The sequence below is a fragment of the Paraburkholderia sp. 22098 genome, assembly GCF_052045935.1.
Lineage (GTDB): Bacteria > Pseudomonadota > Gammaproteobacteria > Burkholderiales > Burkholderiaceae > Paraburkholderia > Paraburkholderia caledonica.
Window position 1 is genome coordinate 107,653 of the sequence record NZ_JBQEPV010000018.1, and the last position, 16,403, is coordinate 124,055.

14 protein-coding genes are annotated in these 16,403 nt (G+C 60.7%); 12 read left to right on the plus strand and 2 right to left on the minus strand.

All coding sequences use genetic code 11. The features are described from left to right. Nucleotides 1–152 precede the first annotated feature (152 nt). The 6 genes from ACTJLB_RS28645 to ACTJLB_RS28670 all read left to right on the plus strand — a co-directional run bounded on the left by ACTJLB_RS28645 (nt 153) and on the right by ACTJLB_RS28670 (nt 5,969). Complete coding sequence (locus ACTJLB_RS28645; protein ID WP_440785267.1) at nt 153–791, plus strand: SDR family oxidoreductase; 639 nt, start codon at nt 153–155, stop codon at nt 789–791. Between the two features lie 191 nt (nt 792–982). Then, a complete protein-coding gene (locus ACTJLB_RS28650; protein WP_020071074.1) occupies nt 983–1,225 on the plus strand; it encodes a hypothetical protein in 243 nt (80 codons plus the stop codon). A 398-nt stretch (nt 1,226–1,623) separates the two neighbouring features. Beyond that, nucleotides 1,624–2,838 (plus strand): alkene reductase, encoded by a 1,215-nt coding sequence (locus ACTJLB_RS28655; protein ID WP_440785268.1) that lies wholly within the window; start codon nt 1,624–1,626, stop codon nt 2,836–2,838. An 89-nt stretch (nt 2,839–2,927) separates the two neighbouring features. Beyond that, nucleotides 2,928–3,284 carry a host attachment protein gene (locus tag ACTJLB_RS28660; RefSeq protein WP_440785269.1) on the plus strand — a complete coding sequence of 119 codons (357 nt, stop codon included), beginning with the start codon at nt 2,928–2,930 and terminating at the stop codon, nt 3,282–3,284. A gap of 328 nt (nt 3,285–3,612) precedes the next feature. Further along, a complete protein-coding gene (locus ACTJLB_RS28665) occupies nt 3,613–4,740 on the plus strand; it encodes a porin (protein WP_020071077.1) in 1,128 nt (375 codons plus the stop codon). A gap of 605 nt (nt 4,741–5,345) precedes the next feature. Then, nucleotides 5,346–5,969, plus strand: a complete 624-nt coding sequence (locus tag ACTJLB_RS28670; protein ID WP_310071895.1) for a hypothetical protein — start codon at nt 5,346–5,348, stop codon at nt 5,967–5,969. Between the two features lie 382 nt (nt 5,970–6,351). On the opposite strand, the gene ACTJLB_RS28675 is transcribed toward ACTJLB_RS28670, so the two are convergent. Further along, nucleotides 6,352–7,755, minus strand: coding sequence for an aminotransferase-like domain-containing protein (locus ACTJLB_RS28675; RefSeq protein WP_088176577.1), 1,404 nt, complete (start codon nt 7,753–7,755; stop codon nt 6,352–6,354). A gap of 389 nt (nt 7,756–8,144) precedes the next feature. Here ACTJLB_RS28675 and ACTJLB_RS28680 point away from each other — a divergent pair, with 389 nt between their 5' ends. Together ACTJLB_RS28680 and ACTJLB_RS28685 are read left to right on the plus strand one after the other, a co-directional pair. Continuing rightward, nucleotides 8,145–9,380: an NAD(P)/FAD-dependent oxidoreductase gene (locus ACTJLB_RS28680; RefSeq protein WP_440785270.1), complete on the plus strand. Its 1,236-nt coding sequence runs from the start codon at nt 8,145–8,147 to the stop codon at nt 9,378–9,380. Nucleotides 9,381–9,528: 148 nt separating this feature from the next. Then, nucleotides 9,529–10,680, plus strand: coding sequence for a branched-chain amino acid ABC transporter substrate-binding protein (locus ACTJLB_RS28685; protein WP_440785271.1), 1,152 nt, complete (start codon nt 9,529–9,531; stop codon nt 10,678–10,680). Nucleotides 10,681–10,823: 143 nt separating this feature from the next. Here the strand turns inward: ACTJLB_RS28685 and ACTJLB_RS28690 are convergent, their stop codons facing one another. After that, nucleotides 10,824–11,732, minus strand: a complete 909-nt coding sequence (locus ACTJLB_RS28690; RefSeq protein WP_440785272.1) for a hypothetical protein — start codon at nt 11,730–11,732, stop codon at nt 10,824–10,826. Nucleotides 11,733–12,172: 440 nt separating this feature from the next. Between ACTJLB_RS28690 and sapR the strand changes: the two genes are divergently transcribed. From sapR to ACTJLB_RS28710, 4 genes are read left to right on the plus strand one after another with little or no spacing between them, the layout of a single operon-like run. Further along, the gene (gene sapR, locus ACTJLB_RS28695) at nt 12,173–13,036 is read left to right on the plus strand and encodes a sap1 transcriptional regulator SapR (protein ID WP_440785273.1); all 864 of its coding nucleotides are present in this window, start codon (nt 12,173–12,175) and stop codon (nt 13,034–13,036) included. Between the two features lie 5 nt (nt 13,037–13,041). Then, the gene (ddpX, locus tag ACTJLB_RS28700; protein ID WP_027805108.1) at nt 13,042–13,608 is read left to right on the plus strand and encodes a D-alanyl-D-alanine dipeptidase; all 567 of its coding nucleotides are present in this window, start codon (nt 13,042–13,044) and stop codon (nt 13,606–13,608) included. A 57-nt stretch (nt 13,609–13,665) separates the two neighbouring features. Beyond that, nucleotides 13,666–15,273 (plus strand): ABC transporter substrate-binding protein, encoded by a 1,608-nt coding sequence (locus ACTJLB_RS28705; protein WP_440785274.1) that lies wholly within the window; start codon nt 13,666–13,668, stop codon nt 15,271–15,273. Between the two features lie 21 nt (nt 15,274–15,294). After that, entirely contained in the window at nt 15,295–16,365 is a 1,071-nt protein-coding gene (locus tag ACTJLB_RS28710) for an ABC transporter permease (RefSeq protein ID WP_020071086.1), read from the plus strand. Nucleotides 16,366–16,403: the final 38 nt, after the last annotated feature.

Genomic DNA, 16,403 nt, shown 5'->3' on the forward strand with positions numbered 1-16,403 from the left:
GTGCGATCCGGACATCGCTTCCAACCCCGCGCGAACCCATGCAAGCTGACCATGCCGCCCTTGAGCGTCACCTCGGTATCTGATGGCCTGCGGGAAAGCGTCAGCACAGCAAAAGCTCGCGCATCCCGCGGATGCCTTCCTGGAGAGACACGATGAGCATTGCATTAATTGGCGCCACCGGCCGCACCGGCCGGTTAGTCGCGGAAAAATTGCACCGCGCGGGCATTCCGTTTCGTGCATTGCTGCGCGACGAGACGCAGCGGGCCCACTTCGAAAGCCTCGGCGGGAGCCCCGTGATCGTCGACCTGACGCAGGACTTTTGCGCGGCGCTTGCGGGGGTTAATACGGTTATCTTTGCCGCTGGCTCCGCTGAATCCGAGGGCGCCGAGCAGGAGCGTCAGATCGACCGGGACGCAATCATCAAGGCGGTCGATTGCGCAAAGCAGTATGGCGCGGACCGCTTCATCGTCGTCAGCACGTTGCTGGCATACGCCCCTGAATCCGCTCCAGATGCGCTTCGGCATTACGCCCAGATGAAGCGCGCATCTGACGATTATCTGATCGGCAGTGGACTCGATTATCTTGTGCTGCGTCCCGCCACACTGACTATGGAGCCCGGTACCGGGAAGATTGAGATCGTGGCCGACGCGCAGTCCGCTCGTGCTCCCGTTGCGCGCGAGGATGTTGCCGATGTCGCGCTTGAAGCGCTCAGGATCGGCCTTGTCAACACGATCGTCGGATTTGCTGGTGGCAGCAAACCGATCGACGACGCGTTGGCCGCGCTTCATTGACGTTGCGCGCCGCTCATGCCAGATCGTCGCGCCATAGGCGGTGACGCAGGCCGCCAGTTGCGTCGAGCACTCACACGCGCGCAACGGCGCGAACGTCCGGGCGAACATTCCGACAATACGAACTAGACTGAAATGTCGGCCGCCTGCCCGCGAGAACAAAGCCGTGCGGCCCGTCGCGATGGAGAACTCCCATGCCGAAGACCGTTTTCTCAGCCGAGCAGATTCGCGATGAAGCGCAAAGTCGCGTGGCAAAAATTAGCGCGAATACGCCGGAAGAACTGCGCGTGCGCATACCGCTGCCCGAACGGCACCCGCCCGATGCCGCCGGCAGGAACTGGAACATGGTGCCGCTCAACGAGAAGGGCACCGACTTCACCCACGAGGTCCGGCGCATCGTCGAAGACATGCGCACCGAGTTCGTTCTGCCGGATTGACGCTGCAACGCCGCAGGATCGCGTGAGCGGTTCCGTTGAACGAGGTCGGGCACACAACGGCTTGTATGGTCGGGCGATGAGTTCGGAGAGTGAACCGGACGATCTGTGCGCGGCACTCACGCTGTACGCCGATGACGGCGGCGTGGAACTCGACCGGAACGCAGCCGGACATGCGTTGGGTCGTTGCAGAGGACCAGACCCGGCCCGATGAAGCGATAGACCGCGCGGCGGCAGGATCGCGACAGATCTGGGCAGAAACCGGAAAGAAGCGTGCGCGGACCATGGCTAGAGTGGCTAGAAGCGGAATCAGGACAATGTGATCCGACGCCGACGCCGACGCCTGGAAGCGTCCATGGCAGTACTTTTCGGGCCGATTCAAAAACGCAAGGAGCGAATTCATGCCGGATACGGAAACCACGTTTGCTGCCGCCGGGCAGCACGACGATCAGATCCCGCTGCGCAAGCTCTTCGAACCCGTCAAGGTGGGGCCGTACAACCTGCGACATCGTGCCGTGATGGCGCCGCTGACGCGTTCGCGCGCGAGCCGGCCAGGCAACATACCGTCTCAGCTCAACGCCTGCTATTACGCGCAGCGGGCATCGGCCGCGCTCATCATCAGCGAGGCGACGCAGGTGTCGATGCAAGGACAGGGCTATGCGTGGACGCCCGGGATTCACAGTCGCGAGCAGGTCGAAGGCTGGCGGCTCGTGGCGAACGCCGTGCACGAGGCGGGCGGGTTGATGTTCATGCAGCTCTGGCACGTCGGACGCATATCGCACCCTTCGTTGCAGCCTGATGAAATGCTGCCTGTTGCGCCGTCTGCGCTCCAGCCGAAAGCGGAGGCGTTCATCGAGAATGAGCGCGGCGAAGGTGTCCTCGCGCCCTGCGTCACGCCCCGCGCGCTGCAGATCGAAGAGATGCCATACCTCGTGCGCCAGTATTTCAGGGGTGCGCGCAACGCAAAGGCTGCCGGTATGGACGGCGTCGAAGTGCACGCAGCGAACGGGTATCTGCTCGACCAGTTCCTGTTGTCGGGCACAAACCGCCGCACGGACGAATATGGCGGGTCGAGCGAGCGCCGGGCCAAGCTGCTGTTTGAGGTGATCGAGACGGTTTGCGAAGTCTGGGGGCCCGAAAGGGTGGGCGTGCGGCTTTCCCCTCTCGGCAGCTTCAACGACATGCATGACGACGATCCCGAGGCGACGTTCTCGTACATCATCGAGAAACTCAATCGATACCGGCTCGCTTATTTGCACATCGTCAATCCCGCGCTGGCGGCGACCGGTGAGGACGGCACTTTCACGGAGCGTGCGAAACGCATGAGCGAGATGATACGGCGCACCTATCGCGGTGTGCTGATGGTCGCAGGCGGGTTCGACGGCAGCAGTGCGGAAAGATGGCTCGAGGATGGCAACGCGGACGTGATCGCGTTCGGACGCCCGTTCATCGCCAATCCCGATCTCCCCGAACGCCTCCGGTTGCATGCTCCGCTCAATTCGCCGGACCCGTCCACGTTCTACGGAGGCGGAGAGCGCGGATACACCGACTATCCGTCGCTTGCGCAGGAGCGCGGGGAGGCCCCACGGTCCGTCATCGACGGGCGTTGGAGATAGACCGTCGTTGACCGGCGAGCCCGCTGACGTCACGCGACGATTTGCGATGGCCGCAGAGTCGGCGATCGATCATTGCTGAGAGGCGCACCATGGTTGGGACTACCTGGGTTGTCGTTGCCGACGGCAGCCGTGCACGAATCTTCGAGACACCGGGACTTAAACTGGAATTGCGGGAAATCGAAGACCTCGTCAATGTCGGCCCAAGTGGACCGGCGCTGAGCGAGAAGGATCGCGAAAAGTTCGCGAAGACCGTCGCCGACTATATCGAACTGGGGCGACTCCATCAGCGGTATCAGCGATTGCGATTAGCCGCCGAGCCGAAGTTTCTCGGGATGCTGCGCGCGCGCCTGAGCGAGGAGACGCGTCAGATGATTTTCGAAGAGATCAACGAAGACCTCTCGGCCCTCGATGCGCGCGCAGTTGAAGCGCACCTGCGAAGTCACTGACGGCGAACTGCACGGTCGCAGGCCGCAGCAAATACGTCAAGCCGTCAGAGCGTCGGGCCTGCACGCGGGCGTGTTCTCTCTGGTTCGCGGCGGCGGCTAACCCCAATACCGTCGCTTCGATACAACAGCGATTCGAGCCGTGGGATGAAGCACGGAAGCGCTGCGCCTTGTGGGCTGGGACACCACCAGAATTGTGGCGAAATTGTGGCGAATTACTTCGGAAATACGCAAAGGTCCAATCCAGACCGGAAATGAAGTGCGCCGCCTGGACGGTTTTATACTCGCCCCGCTGTCTTCTGACGCAATCCCAACACGCTCGAGTTATTTCATGAAAAAGATTCGCATCGCCCTCGCTGTCTCCGTTGCGCTTGCCGCGACGGCCGCCCACGCACAGACCTCGGTCACGCTGTACGGCCTCATCGACGCCGGTATCACGTACACGAATAACGTCGGCGGAAGCAGCCGGGTTGCACTGGCGAGCGGCAACATCAGCGGTAGCCGCTTCGGCCTGCGTGGCACGGAAGATCTCGGTGGCGGCCTGAAGGCCGTCTTCGTGCTCGAAAATGGCTTCAACGTCAATAACGGCACGCTCGGCCAGGGTGGCCGGATGTTTGGTCGCCAGGCGTATGTCGGCCTGAGCAGCAACAGTTTTGGCACCGTCACGTTGGGCCGCCAGTATGACTCCATGGTTGATTTCGTCGCACCGCTGTCTGCCACGGCGGGCCCGTTCGGTGACTCGGGTTTTGCGCATCCGTATGACAACGACAACCTGCAACATAGCGTTCGCTTCAACAACGCGGTCAAGTTCACCAGCCTTGACTATGCGGGCTTCAAGGCTGGCGGTATGTATGCGTTCAGTAACACCCAGACCGGCTTTGCTGTCGATCGTGCTTACAGCGCGGGCGCCAGCTACAAGTTCGGCGGCTTGAACGTGGCTGCCGCCTACCTGCAGATCAATGGTTCGGGCGCTTCGAATCCGAATACGACGGGTGCCGCTGATCCAACCGAGTTCAAGGGTGGCCTGACGTCGGATGTACAGCGTACGGCTGGTGCAGGCGTGAGCTACGGCTTCGGCCCAGCGACGGTCGGCTTTGTTTACACGCACAGCCAATATCAGAATACGAACGCGTTCGGGCTGAAAAATGGTGGCGCTCATTTCGACAACTACGAACTCAATGGCAAGTACGCAGTTACGCCAGCGCTCATGCTCGGCGTTTCTTATGCCTACACCGATGCGCATCTGAGTGGTGCAACGTCGTTCGGCGCCGATCCGAAGTGGAATCAAGTCAACGCGATTGCGCGCTACTCGCTGTCGACGCGTACGGAGCTGTATGCCGAAGCTATGTACCAGCATGCAACCGGCAACAAGAACGTCGCAGTCATGTACAACGCAGGTGGCGCTTCATCGACGGGCAATCAGGTCATGGGTTCGGTCGGTATACTCACCCGCTTCTAAGGAAGTCTGGCGCACAGGGTTAGCGAGTTAGCCCTGTGTTAGCGCAAGAGCCGTGTGCGCCGGCGAGCCGCCCGCCGGCGCAGATTCACCTTGGGCTCGGGCACAGCGCACTTCAACGAAGACTCTTCGGAGTCGTCGGGAATCACTCGATAAAGTCTATCGTCCTCTCAACGCGATTCTGAATGCGCCTGCGTTTTGTCCGATATTCGTTTGGCATCGGCAAAGTTTGTGGACTACGCTCCCCTTTGCTATGCGACATTAAAGCGTGGCTGACTCACGAAGTCACAAATTCGCGGACTTTCGTGCACCCCTTCTGCACGTGCCTGCCGACGCCGGGCAAAACTACTGCTTGGTGAAGCGTTTCGCCAGTTAGTTTCGCCAATTAACTAGCTAACGAACGACGAGCTTTCTCGCATCCTGTGAGCCAAAGCTAATAGCACCGACGGCCCTCTTTCTTCCATCGCTCGTTTCCGCAAACAGCGGCAGCCCTATCGCTGCACCGATTCTCTAATTCCATTCCGTTTGAATTGGGCGTCTCATCCCGCCAGGCAATGGGCCCCTGCGCTGAGATGGTTCGCGCCAGATTGGGTAACAAGGAGATTATCGTGAAGATCAAACCATTCAGCATTCTCTCAGCAACCGCCGTGGCGCTTCTCTTACTCAGCGGCGCCGCGCAAGCCGAGGGTCCCGGTGGACACGACAGCCACGAGGGACACGACGGACACGGCGGCCCACGCGGCCTTTGTTCGAACGCAACGCTCAGAGGCCCGTATGCATTTACCGGTCACGGTGAAATTATCGGATTGATAGGACCGAATAATAAAGTCGCTCCCTATGCGTCCACGTTGATTCTTGATGACGTCGCCCTCGTGACGTTCGATGGCACGGGCGGCTTCACGCGCACCGACTTCGGCATGATCGGCGGGCTGCCGAAAGGGGGCCTCACGACGTTCAATCCAAACCAGAACGGAACATACTCGGTGAACTCCGATTGCACCGGCACCATGAAAATCATTTATACCGCCGGGGGAGCCGTGCCGGCGGGTGTCGAGACTGACCTGAACATGGTCATCGCTGCGGATGGGACGCTCGTCGAATCCGTTGTTTACAGGGCGGTCACTGTCTCTGGCGCGAGCGGAGACAACTCGGTAACGTGCCCGCAATATTGCGAGCAGGCTGTGCAAGAAAATTTTGAGGGGAAGAAAATCGTTGTCTACGGCTTCCGCTAATCGGGTTCCAGATGGGCTCACGCTTGCTGAGGCGCTTGCCATGAGCGGCGCTGAGCCCAGCCTTGGGCGAAAGTTCCTGGTCCTTTGCTTCCGCACCGTCTGCCTGACGATAGGGTCGCTTCCTCGACCTCTCGCACTCGTCTAAATTCTTGTGCAACCCCGGCGAAATACAGCCAGGTGAAAGTCAACGTTCACGGACTCGACGCAATCAGTTGCACATTGATAGTCCGGCAGGTTGTTGCGTTACCCATCATCGCGGGGAGACGGCGATCACGGCAGGCACAATGAGGTCGAACATGTGCTTCTCGTCAGCTTCGACGGTTTGCACGAGTAGTAGATAGCCTGAAGCGAAACCGCCTTTGCGACATCGACGAGCCAGAACTCAGATCGTCCCAAACAATGCCCTCGGCCGATCCTTTAGCGTGCCCGCCAGCAACCGCAACGCGCTCACGAGCTGATCGCGGCTCGATGCACACGCGAGATTGATACGCACGCCATGCTCGATTTCCGAGCGATCCACCGCGAACGCCGACGACGGCATGACCACCACGCCGCGCGCCTTCGCGTTGGCTGCAAAATCATCGGCGCGCCAGGGCGGCGGCAGCTTCAGCCAGACGAACATGCAGGCGGGATCGGTCTGTAGCAACGACTGCGGCAACAACTCCCGCGCGAGCGCCTGACGCGCGCGAATCTCCGCGAGTTGCGCATCCATGATGTGGCGCGCGGTACCGTCCTCGATCCAGATCGACGCGATCAGCATCGACATCGGCGCGGGCATCCACGCGGTAGTGCGCACGGCCTCCGCGCACAGCGCGGAACTGTCGGGCGGACTCGCCAGATAGCCGAGCCGCAGCCCGGGCGCGAGAATCTTCGACGTCGCGGCGATATGAAAGGTCAGCTCCGGACACAGACTCGCGAGTGTCGGCAGACGCTGAGACACCAGTGGTCCATATACGTCGTCTTCGATGATCGCGACACCGTGCCTGCGCGCGATGTCGACGAGCGCCATCCGGCGCTCGAGACTCATCGTCGTGACAGTCGGATTCTGCAGATTGGGCACCGTGAAGATCGCCTTGACCGGCATGCGCCGGCATGCGGCGTCGAGCTCATCTGTCAGCAGGCCGTCGGCGTCGCTCGGAATGCCGACGATCTCGAACTGGAACACGGGCGCAAGCGCCTTCAGCCCGTAGTAGGTGAGCCGGTCGGCGAGGATCACGCCGTCCGTGCCGATCAGACTGTTCAGCACGGCATACAGGCCGTGCTGCGCGCCGCTCGTGACGACCACGTGCGCGGCATCCGGCGTAAATCCGGGCGCCGCCATCCAGCGTGCGCCAGCCGCGCGCGCCCATTCGGGGCCTTGTGGCGGCTGGTATTCCTGCAATTGCGCATAGCGTGGATCGCGTGGCAACTCGGCGAGCGTGCGCGCCAGACACTCCAGAAATTCGCCCGTGGCCGGCCGGTTCACCGTCAGGTCGATGGCGGCATTGTTCGTCGCGCGCGCCGGTTCAACGCTCGGCATCGCGCCGCCCGTCACCAGCGAGCCGCGTCGCTTGCTGCCGATCACCAGCCCGCGCAACTGCAATTCCTTGTAGGCACGCGACACCGTCGACACGTTGATGCCCAGTTCAGTCGCCAGTTGCCGCTGCGGCGGCAGACGGCTGCCGGGCGGATAGATGCCGCTGCGGATTTCGCTCTCGATGGAGCTAGACACTTCGATGTAGGTCGATCGCTTCGCCTGCTCCGGCGCGCCGTTGGCCGCGCGGGCTGCGTCTTTGCCAGAAGCCATAAGATCAACTGTCTCCATACAAACCGGCTTTGTCCGCAATTGTGCGGAGGTGTGGCGATTCTATACCAGACACGCCCGAGCGTATGCCTACCTGACGGTCCCGACGTGGTCGTGGACAGCGGCGAAGATTGTGCCCGTCTTCATCCAGGGAAAATGCCAGGACCACACAACAGCCGTTTTAATTGCACACAAAAATTTATTGTGTGATTCTAGATGCCAGAGTTTGACTGGTAGCGAGCGTGTCGCGACGCCGCCAGGCATCGTTCGGGAATCAGACAGCAGGAGTGTTCCAGTGCGTGTTACGCAGTCCACGGTCTCCGAGGCACCGCCCAAACCCGGCGCGGCTTTACGTCAACGGCACGTCGCGATGATCGCGATGGACGCCAGTAATGTCTGAGATCGCCATCGTCGGCGCGGGATTCATCGGCCTTGCCAGCGCTGCTTCGTTGATGCGCGACGGACATCGGGTCACGCTATTCGATCCGTCCGGCGTCGGGCAAGGCGCATCGTTCGGCAACGCAGGGACGTTCGCGCATTACGCGTGCATTCCGGTGAACAACCCGTCTGTGTTCCGTGACCTGCCGCGCTACCTGTTTTCAGGCGACAGCCCGTTCAGGCTGCGTTACCAATACCTGCCGCACCTGGTGCCGTGGCTCGCGCGCTTCATGATGAGTTCGCTGCCGCGCCGCTATGAGGCGAGCGCGGGCGCGCTCGCTGCGCTGCTCGCGCAAGCGCAGGAAGGCTATGCGCCGTTGCTGGCGAATGCCGAACTCGCGCGCTTCGTGCGGTCACGTGAATGCCTGTATCTCTACTCCAGCGCAGCTACGTTCAACGCGGCGCGTCCCGCGCTCGATCTACGCAAGAAACTCGGTGTCATCTTCGACGTGCTGGACGGCAACGATATTCGCGCGCTCGAACCATCGCTCGCGCCGATTTTCGAGCGCGGCGTGCTGTTCAGCGACAGCTGGCATTTCTCGGATCCGCAAGGCTTCCTGCAAGCGCTTTTTGAGCAACTGGCAGCGCAAGGACTGACGCTGCAGCGTTCGACTGTCAGCGCGGTGCAGCCTTCCGGCGATGGCGCAAGCGTGACGGCCGATGGAGTCACTCGGAGCTTTGGTCATGTGGTCATCGCTACGGGCGCGCGCTCAGCGCAGTTCGCCCGGCAATGCGGCGACGTCGTGCCGCTCGACACCGAGCGCGGCTATCACGTGCGTTATCCGGGCGCGCAGCAACTCATTTCGCGGCCTGTCGGCTGGGCCGAGCGGGGCTTTTACATGACGCCGATGAGCGACGGCATCCGCGTCGCGGGAACCGTCGAACTGGGCGGCTTCAGCGACACGCGCAACCGCTCGTTGCTCGACCTGTTGACGTTTTCATCGCGACGCGCGTTGCCTCTGCTCGAAACGCCGGACACCAGTTGGCTTGGCTTTCGTCCGACCTTGGCCGACGGTGTGCCGGTGCTCGCGCGCTCACGTGCAAGCGAGCGTGTGATCTATGCATTCGGTCACCAGCATCTTGGGCTCACGCTGGCTGGCGTGAGCGGGCGAATCGTCGCGGACCTGGTTGCGCGTCGTGCGCCTCCCCTCGATCTTGCGCCGTATGCGGCGACGCGTTTTGGCATCTAGCGAAGGACCAGACTGCGGACAACTCACCGGACACAGCAGCGACAGGTTTCAGTTTCATCTACCCATACGTGGGACGGTTTCGACGCGTCGCGCATCGAACCGCTCGTTCGACATAACGCGCGACGTGACATCTCGCAAGGAGCTCATCATGAATCGCCGCAACTGGCTGTTGAATTTTGCCGTCTGCCTACTCGGCGCGCAGACGCCGTTTGCGTCGGCAGCCGATCCGGAAGTCGTCGAGATCGGCTTTGTCGGGCCATTAACGGGCCCTGTTGCACGGGTTGGGAAAGACCTGCAGTACGGTGCGCAACTGGCGATCGACGAAGAAAACGCACGACATCCCACTGTCGGCGGGAAGCCCGTCAAATTCGTGCTCGACGTGCAGGACGATCAGGCCGATCCGCGCGTTGCGATCCAGGTCGCGCAGAAGCTGGTCGACGATGGCGTGGTCGGCGTAATAGGCCATTACAACTCGGGTTGCAGCATTCCGGCGTCGACGGTCTATCACCAGGCAAATGTCGCGATGATCACGCCGGGTTCGACCAATCCGCAATTGACCAAGCAGGGCTACAAGAACGTGTTTCGCACGATGGGCCACGACGGCATCGGCGGCGTGGTCGCAGGACATTTCGTGGTGGAGCAGATGAAGGCGAAGCGGATCGGCATCATTGACGACCGCACGGCGTTCGGCCAGGGTCTCGCGGACGCCTTCGAGAAAGGCGCCAAAGAAGCAAACGGCAACATCGTAGTTCGCGAATTTACGAACGACAAAGCGGTCGATTTTCGCGCCATCCTGACGACGTTGAAAAGCAGGAACGTCGATCTGATTTTCTTTGGTGGCCTAGATGAACAGGGCGCCATGCTGATCAAGCAGATGCGCTCTCTGGGCATGAACGCGCAACTGTTCGGCGCGGGCGCGTTGAAGAGCAATGCGTTCCTGCAGATCGCCGGCACCGCGGGCGACGGCACGCAGGATCTGGAACCCGGTCCCGCGCTCGACAAGCAGCCGGCCGCGCTCGAGTTCGGCAAGCGTTACAAGGCACGCTTCAATCAGGACGTGGAACTGTACGCGCCGTTTGCGTATGACGCTGCGCTCGCGATGCTCAAGGCGATTCACACGGCGAATTCGCTCGACCGCTCGAAGATCGTCGATAGTCTGTCGAAGGTCAACGTTACGGGCGTGACCGGACAGATCGCGTTTGACCCGTACGGCGATCTGATCAAGCCGCCGTACACGCTGTTCCAGGTTCAACAGGGTCAATGGAAGAGCATGAAAACGCTGGGAGGGAGCGGCGCCTGAAATGCGCAATTACACACCTACACGACATGTCGGCGGCGTCTAATGTGCTTGCTCTTCGCAACCGCGACGAGCCATAAAGATCCGCACTGGTCTGCTCGCAGTTCACCGTGTCTGCGAACAGCCAGGTGTGGCGGTGAGAAAAGTTACTCGTCCAACGAGGACGCCTGCGCAATGTCCTTATATGGCTTGCCCGACTCGAGTTCTTTCATCGTCTCGACGGGCTTGTTGTAGTACTTGTCCAGAACGGCCTGGGCCGTGGCCGGAGACGGCGGCTCAGAATTGCGTCGCTCAGGCGCCTGCCGCCTGATAGTGGATGGATCGGCTCTGCTCTGCCCGCCGAGCGGCTTGCCCTCTATAGTCTGGTTGTCCCCGAACTTACCAAAGCGGCTCAGCCGTTCGAACTCGGAGGAAGAACCGCCATCACTGCGCTTGACGCGCGCATAGGAGCCGCCGAACTCGCCGGGCTGACCAGGGAGATCCGTCTGATTCAGAGAATGTATGCCGCCAGGCGGGTGATATTCGACTTCATTCGATCCAAGCGGTCTGGTTGGCTTGGGTGGCTTGGGCGCACTGCCCAATTTCTGCTGGCCGAGGGCCTTCTCAAGTTTCTTTCCTGCCAGTTGCGGATTCTGCTCCTTAAAGGCGCTGACATCCGCTTCATGTTTTGCCAGCTTAGCCTGATGGTCTGCGTTTCGCTGAGCCATCTCATCAGCGGAGAACTTCTTCGTATATGTGCTCTTGACGACAAATCCGCCACCCTCCTGGAACGCAACGTCCTTATGTGCCTTTCCCGCTTCGAGTTTCGGCTGCAGCTTGGTTTCGACACCCACGTTTCCGGTGCCTTTGAACTTCTGCGCGGCCTTTGCAACGAGGAACAGGCGGCCAGAGGAAGCGCGCGGACTGGTCGGTGAAGGTGGCAAAGCGGCCAGCGCCGGATTCCTGGCGCGCGCTGACGGTGATGTACTCAACGGCTCAGACGAGCCCGTGGACGAATGTTGCGTGACGCTCGACGTGTTGATCGTCAAATTGGGTTTCGTTTTAATACTGGACACAGCTAGCTCCTTGTTCGAGACGAGTCCTCCAGCCAGTTCTGCAGTCTCAGCAGAGCGAGCGCAGACACGTGAGGGCGCGAGTCAAGACTAGCGGACGTTGTCGAGATACGGCGCGTAGCCGCGAAGCTGCCCTACGCAGACGCGAAGCAACCGCAACGGAATTCGAAGCGCTCGCCGTGGATGTCGATCCCGATCCTGGTCAACCACGCAGGTTGGTCACACTTCCGGACGCGCCGAACCAAACAGCAATCCGCAAAATGCGATCTGAACGCATGCTTCAACAGCCTTGCGCCCGTAAACCTTCGCACTTCGAATCGACTATCGACTGGATGTCTTCGATTGAAAAATTAAGGTAGCGTCCGCTTTATTGTCCTTGTCAGATAGCTACCAGCGCACGTCGCTGTGACAGATAAATAACGCACACTAACGCACAAGATCCGATGCCCACTGCGTTCGCCCACACCGTCAAAGAGAGCTTTACGACGCTCACGCCGACGGCCAAGCGCATTGCGAGCTATATGCTCGCGAATCTCGACCGGCTCGGTCTTGAAACGGCCGATCAGATCGCACAGCAGACAGGAACGAGCGGCATTTCCGTTGGACGCTTCCTGCGCAGCGTCGGTTATCGCAATCTCGATGAGCTGAAGCGCGAGTTACGCGGCGCGCAAACGCGTCCCTGGTTCATTACCGATCGCCTCGATGCCTATCGCAGCGAGCGCCATCAAGAAGACGCGCAAGGCGACTCGCTCGCCCGCTCAATGGAGCTGGAGGTCGACGCCGTACGCGATGTCTATCAGCTCGCACGAAGCGAAGGATTCGAGCGGGTTGCAAAGCGCGTTGCCACGGCTGACGCCGTGTATGTCGTCGGCATTCAATCGACTCGCGGCATCTCGAATGCGTTTTTCAGCTACCTCGAATACCTGCGACCACGCGTGTTCTATTCCGACGGAATGTCGGGCTCGTATGTGGATTCACTGAACTCCGAGTTTGCATCGCCCTACCTGATCGTGACGGACACGCGCGCCTATTCACGCATCGCACGCCGCTATTGCGAAGCCGCGGCGCAGCGCGCCATCGCCTTCGCGCTCGTCACCGATCTCTATTGCCCGTGGGCGCGCGATTTCGATTGCGATCTGTTGCAAGTCAAGACGGACGTCGGCCAGTTCTGGGACTCGCTTGCGCCGCTCACGTGTCTCTTCAATCTTCTGCTGAGTTCAATTGTTGAATGTCTCGGCCCCGCCATCGACGGGCGCGTTGCGCGCAATCGCGAACTGCAGCGCGAACTCGATCAATTCGAATTCTGATAGCCATGACCGACACTCCTCGCCTGATACCTATCACCCCCGACACACATCGGGTGGATATCGACCTCGTATATGCGACGTCCCGCAACTTCACGGGCAAGCCGATCTACCGCGAAGCGCATTGCCTGCTGCTCGAACCCGCCGAAGCTGCATTGCGCAAAGCCGTCGAACTCGCGGACAGCGCAGGCATGACGTTGCGTATCTTCGACGCCTATCGGCCGCCGCAAGCGCAAAAGGTGCTGTGGGACTTTCTGCCCGACCCGACGTACATCGCCGAACTGGGCCGTGGCTCGAATCATAGCCGTGGCACAGCCGTCGACCTCACGCTGATAGACGGCGACGGTCAACCGCTAGACATGGGCACCGGTTTCGACGAGATGGTGAAGGCTTCCGAGCATTTCCATCAAGGACTGCCGCAGTCTGTGCAGCGCAATCGCCTGCTGTTGCTGGGCATCATGCACGCGGCCGGCTTTGCGCACATCGCAAGCGAATGGTGGCATTACGAATTGCCTGGCTCGCGTGCGCTGCCGGTTATAGACAACAGCGAAAGCGGCCCGTTGAAGTTGATGTGACCTGGTAGGTTCTGGCTGTCCGTTTGCAGGTTCTCTTCCTTTACATGCGGAGCAAGTATGAATCTGGTTTTGCGCAATGCGCTGGCAGCGGTCGCGGTGGCATCCGCGCTGACGTTTTCCACCTCGATGACAGGCAGCGCGCTCGCGGCGACGCCGAAAGACATGCTTGTCATGGCCACGACGCTCGACGAATTTTCGACGCTCGATCCCGGCGAGGTCTACGAACTGGTGCCGGAAGAATATGTCGCGAACACCTATGACCGCCTGATACGGGTCGACCTGAAAGACCCATCGAAATTCAACGGGGACGCCGCGCAATCCTGGACCGTGAGCCCCGACGGACTCACATTCACCTTCAAGGTCCGCTCCGGTCTCAAGTTCCACTCCGGCAACCCTCTAACGGCCGATGACGTCGCATGGTCGATTCAGCGCTGCGTGCTTCTCGACAAAGGCGCTGCCGCCGTGCTGCAGGGCATCGGGCTCACCAAAGAGAACGCGCTCGACAAGGTCAAAAAGATCGACGATTCGACGGTCAGTATCACGACCGATCAGAAGTACGCGCCGACCTTCGTGCTGAACGTTCTGGGCGCGTGGCCCGCTTCCGTGCTCGATAAAAAACTGCTGATGTCCCATCAGAAAGGCAATGACTTCGGCAACGAATGGCTGCGTACGAACGAGGCCGGATCGGGCGCTTACAAGCTGGTTAAATGGACCGCCAACGACAGCATCATCCTGCAGAAATACGACGATTACCGCATGCCGCTCGCCATGAAGCGCATCGTGCTGCGACACGTTCCTGAAGCATCGAGCCAGCGCCTGCTACTCGAAAATGGCGACGCGGACATTGCGCGCAATCTGAGCCCGGACGACCTCGCTGCATTGACGAAGTCGAACAAGGCTCACGTGGCGGCCATACCGCAAGCCACGTTGCTGTATCTGGGCTTGAACGTGAAGAACCCGAATCTCGCGAAGCCCGAAGTGCAGGAAGCAATGAAGTGGCTGATCGATTACAACGGCATTCAGACGAACGTGGTGAAGACGACCTATAAGGTTCATCAAACGTTTTTGCCAGAAGGTTTTCTTGGCGCGCTCAACAGCAACCCCTATCACCAGGACGTCGCAAAGGCAAAGGCGCTGCTCGCCAAAGCGGGCTTGCCGAACGGCTTCAACGTGACGATGGACGTGCGTAGCGCCTATCCGTACAACGAGATCGCGCAGGCGGTGCAAGCCAATCTGGCTCAAGCCGGCATCAAGGTCGACATTATTCCGGGCGATAACAAGCAGACGCTCGCCAAGTATCGCGCGCGCCAGCATGACATTTACATCGGCGAATGGTCTGCCGACTACATTGACCCGCACAGCAATGCGCAGGGCTTCGCGTGGAACCCGGACAACTCCGACAAGTCCTCGTACAAAATGCTCGCATGGCGCAATTCGTGGGACATCGTCGGTCTGACGAAAGAAACCAATGCGGCACTCGCCGAATCGTCCACTGCAAAACGCGCGCAGCTTTATCAGGCGATGCAGAAAGAAATGCTCGCGCAGTCGCCGTTCGTCATCATGTTCCAGCAGGTATCGCAGGTAGCGATGCGGCCAGGCGTGTCGGGGCTCGAAGTTGGGCCGATCAACGACCTGGTGTCGTACCTGCACGTGAAGAAGCAGTAATCGCCGGGCGGCGTCCGAACCATGTCGACAACGTTGACTCCTATCGACCGCATTCGCGCCGCGTCCGCGCGCCGCGCGAGCGTGCGCTGGACGCTGCGCGTTTTGCGCTGGGCACTGACGCTCGCCATCACCTTCACGGGTCTGCTCGCTGTGACGTTCGTGATCGGCCGCAAGGTGCCAATCGACCCGGTGCTCGCGATACTCGGGGATCGTGCGTCGGCCGCCGCCTATGCGGCCGCGCGCATCCAGCTGGGTCTGGACAAGCCTCTCGTCGAGCAATTTCTGATCTACGTGAATGCGGTCCTGCACGGCAACCTTGGCGTGTCGCTGCTGACAGCCAGTCCGGTACTTGACGACATTCGCCGCGTGTTTCCCGCCACGCTCGAACTGGCCACGCTCGCGACCATCGCCGGCGTGCTGGTCGGCGTGCCGCTCGGCGTGGTGGCCGCAACGCGCCATAACCGCTGGATCGATCACGTCGCGCGCTTCGTGGGCCTCATCGGCAGTTCCGTGCCTGTTTTCTGGCTCGGGCTGATGGGCCTGTTGCTGTTCTATGCGAAGCTGCATTGGGTGTCGGGCCCCGGGAGATTGGACCCGGTGTTCGACGGCATGGTGGAGCCGCGCACAGGCAGCCTGCTAGTCGATTCGCTGATGGCCGGCGAATGGGATGTGTTCTTCAATGCCATCTCGCACGTCGCGTTGCCCGCGGCAATACTCGGCTATTACTCCGTCGCGTACCTGAGCCGGATGACGCGCTCGTTCATGCTCGATCAATTGAACCAGGAGTACATCACAACGGCGCGCGCGAAAGGCGTGCCCGAGCGGCGTGTCGTATGGGTGCACGCCTTCGGCAATATCGCCGTGCCGCTGCTCACGGTGATCGCGCTCTCATACAGCTTCCTGCTGGAGGGCTCGGTGTTGACCGAGATCGTATTCGCGTGGCCCGGCATCGGATCGTATCTGACGGGTGCGTTGCTCAATGCCGACATGAACGCCGTGCTTGGCAGCACGCTTGTGATAGGTGCCACTTTCATCGCGTTGAATCTGCTCACCGACGCGCTTTATCGCGTGTTCGATCCACGCGCCCGCTGATGCAACGGAGACTTTCGACGTGCGTCATCCTCTTGAAC

What these genes read in the sequence shown, in the direction of transcription:
- ACTJLB_RS28645 (WP_440785267.1), top strand. Translation starts at nt 153, where the DNA reads ATGAGCATTGCATTAATTGGCGCCACCGGCCGCACCGGCCGGTTAGTC.
- ACTJLB_RS28650 (WP_020071074.1), top strand. Translation starts at nt 983, where the DNA reads ATGCCGAAGACCGTTTTCTCAGCCGAGCAGATTCGCGATGAAGCGCAA.
- ACTJLB_RS28655 (WP_440785268.1), top strand. Translation starts at nt 1,624, where the DNA reads ATGCCGGATACGGAAACCACGTTTGCTGCCGCCGGGCAGCACGACGAT.
- ACTJLB_RS28660 (WP_440785269.1), top strand. Translation starts at nt 2,928, where the DNA reads ATGGTTGGGACTACCTGGGTTGTCGTTGCCGACGGCAGCCGTGCACGA.
- ACTJLB_RS28665 (WP_020071077.1), top strand. Translation starts at nt 3,613, where the DNA reads ATGAAAAAGATTCGCATCGCCCTCGCTGTCTCCGTTGCGCTTGCCGCG.
- ACTJLB_RS28675 (WP_088176577.1), bottom strand. Translation starts at nt 7,755, where the DNA reads ATGGCTTCTGGCAAAGACGCAGCCCGCGCGGCCAACGGCGCGCCGGAG.
- ACTJLB_RS28680 (WP_440785270.1), top strand. Translation starts at nt 8,145, where the DNA reads ATGTCTGAGATCGCCATCGTCGGCGCGGGATTCATCGGCCTTGCCAGC.
- ACTJLB_RS28685 (WP_440785271.1), top strand. Translation starts at nt 9,529, where the DNA reads ATGAATCGCCGCAACTGGCTGTTGAATTTTGCCGTCTGCCTACTCGGC.
- sapR (WP_440785273.1), top strand. Translation starts at nt 12,173, where the DNA reads ATGCCCACTGCGTTCGCCCACACCGTCAAAGAGAGCTTTACGACGCTC.
- ddpX (WP_027805108.1), top strand. Translation starts at nt 13,042, where the DNA reads ATGACCGACACTCCTCGCCTGATACCTATCACCCCCGACACACATCGG.
- ACTJLB_RS28705 (WP_440785274.1), top strand. Translation starts at nt 13,666, where the DNA reads ATGAATCTGGTTTTGCGCAATGCGCTGGCAGCGGTCGCGGTGGCATCC.
- ACTJLB_RS28710 (WP_020071086.1), top strand. Translation starts at nt 15,295, where the DNA reads ATGTCGACAACGTTGACTCCTATCGACCGCATTCGCGCCGCGTCCGCG.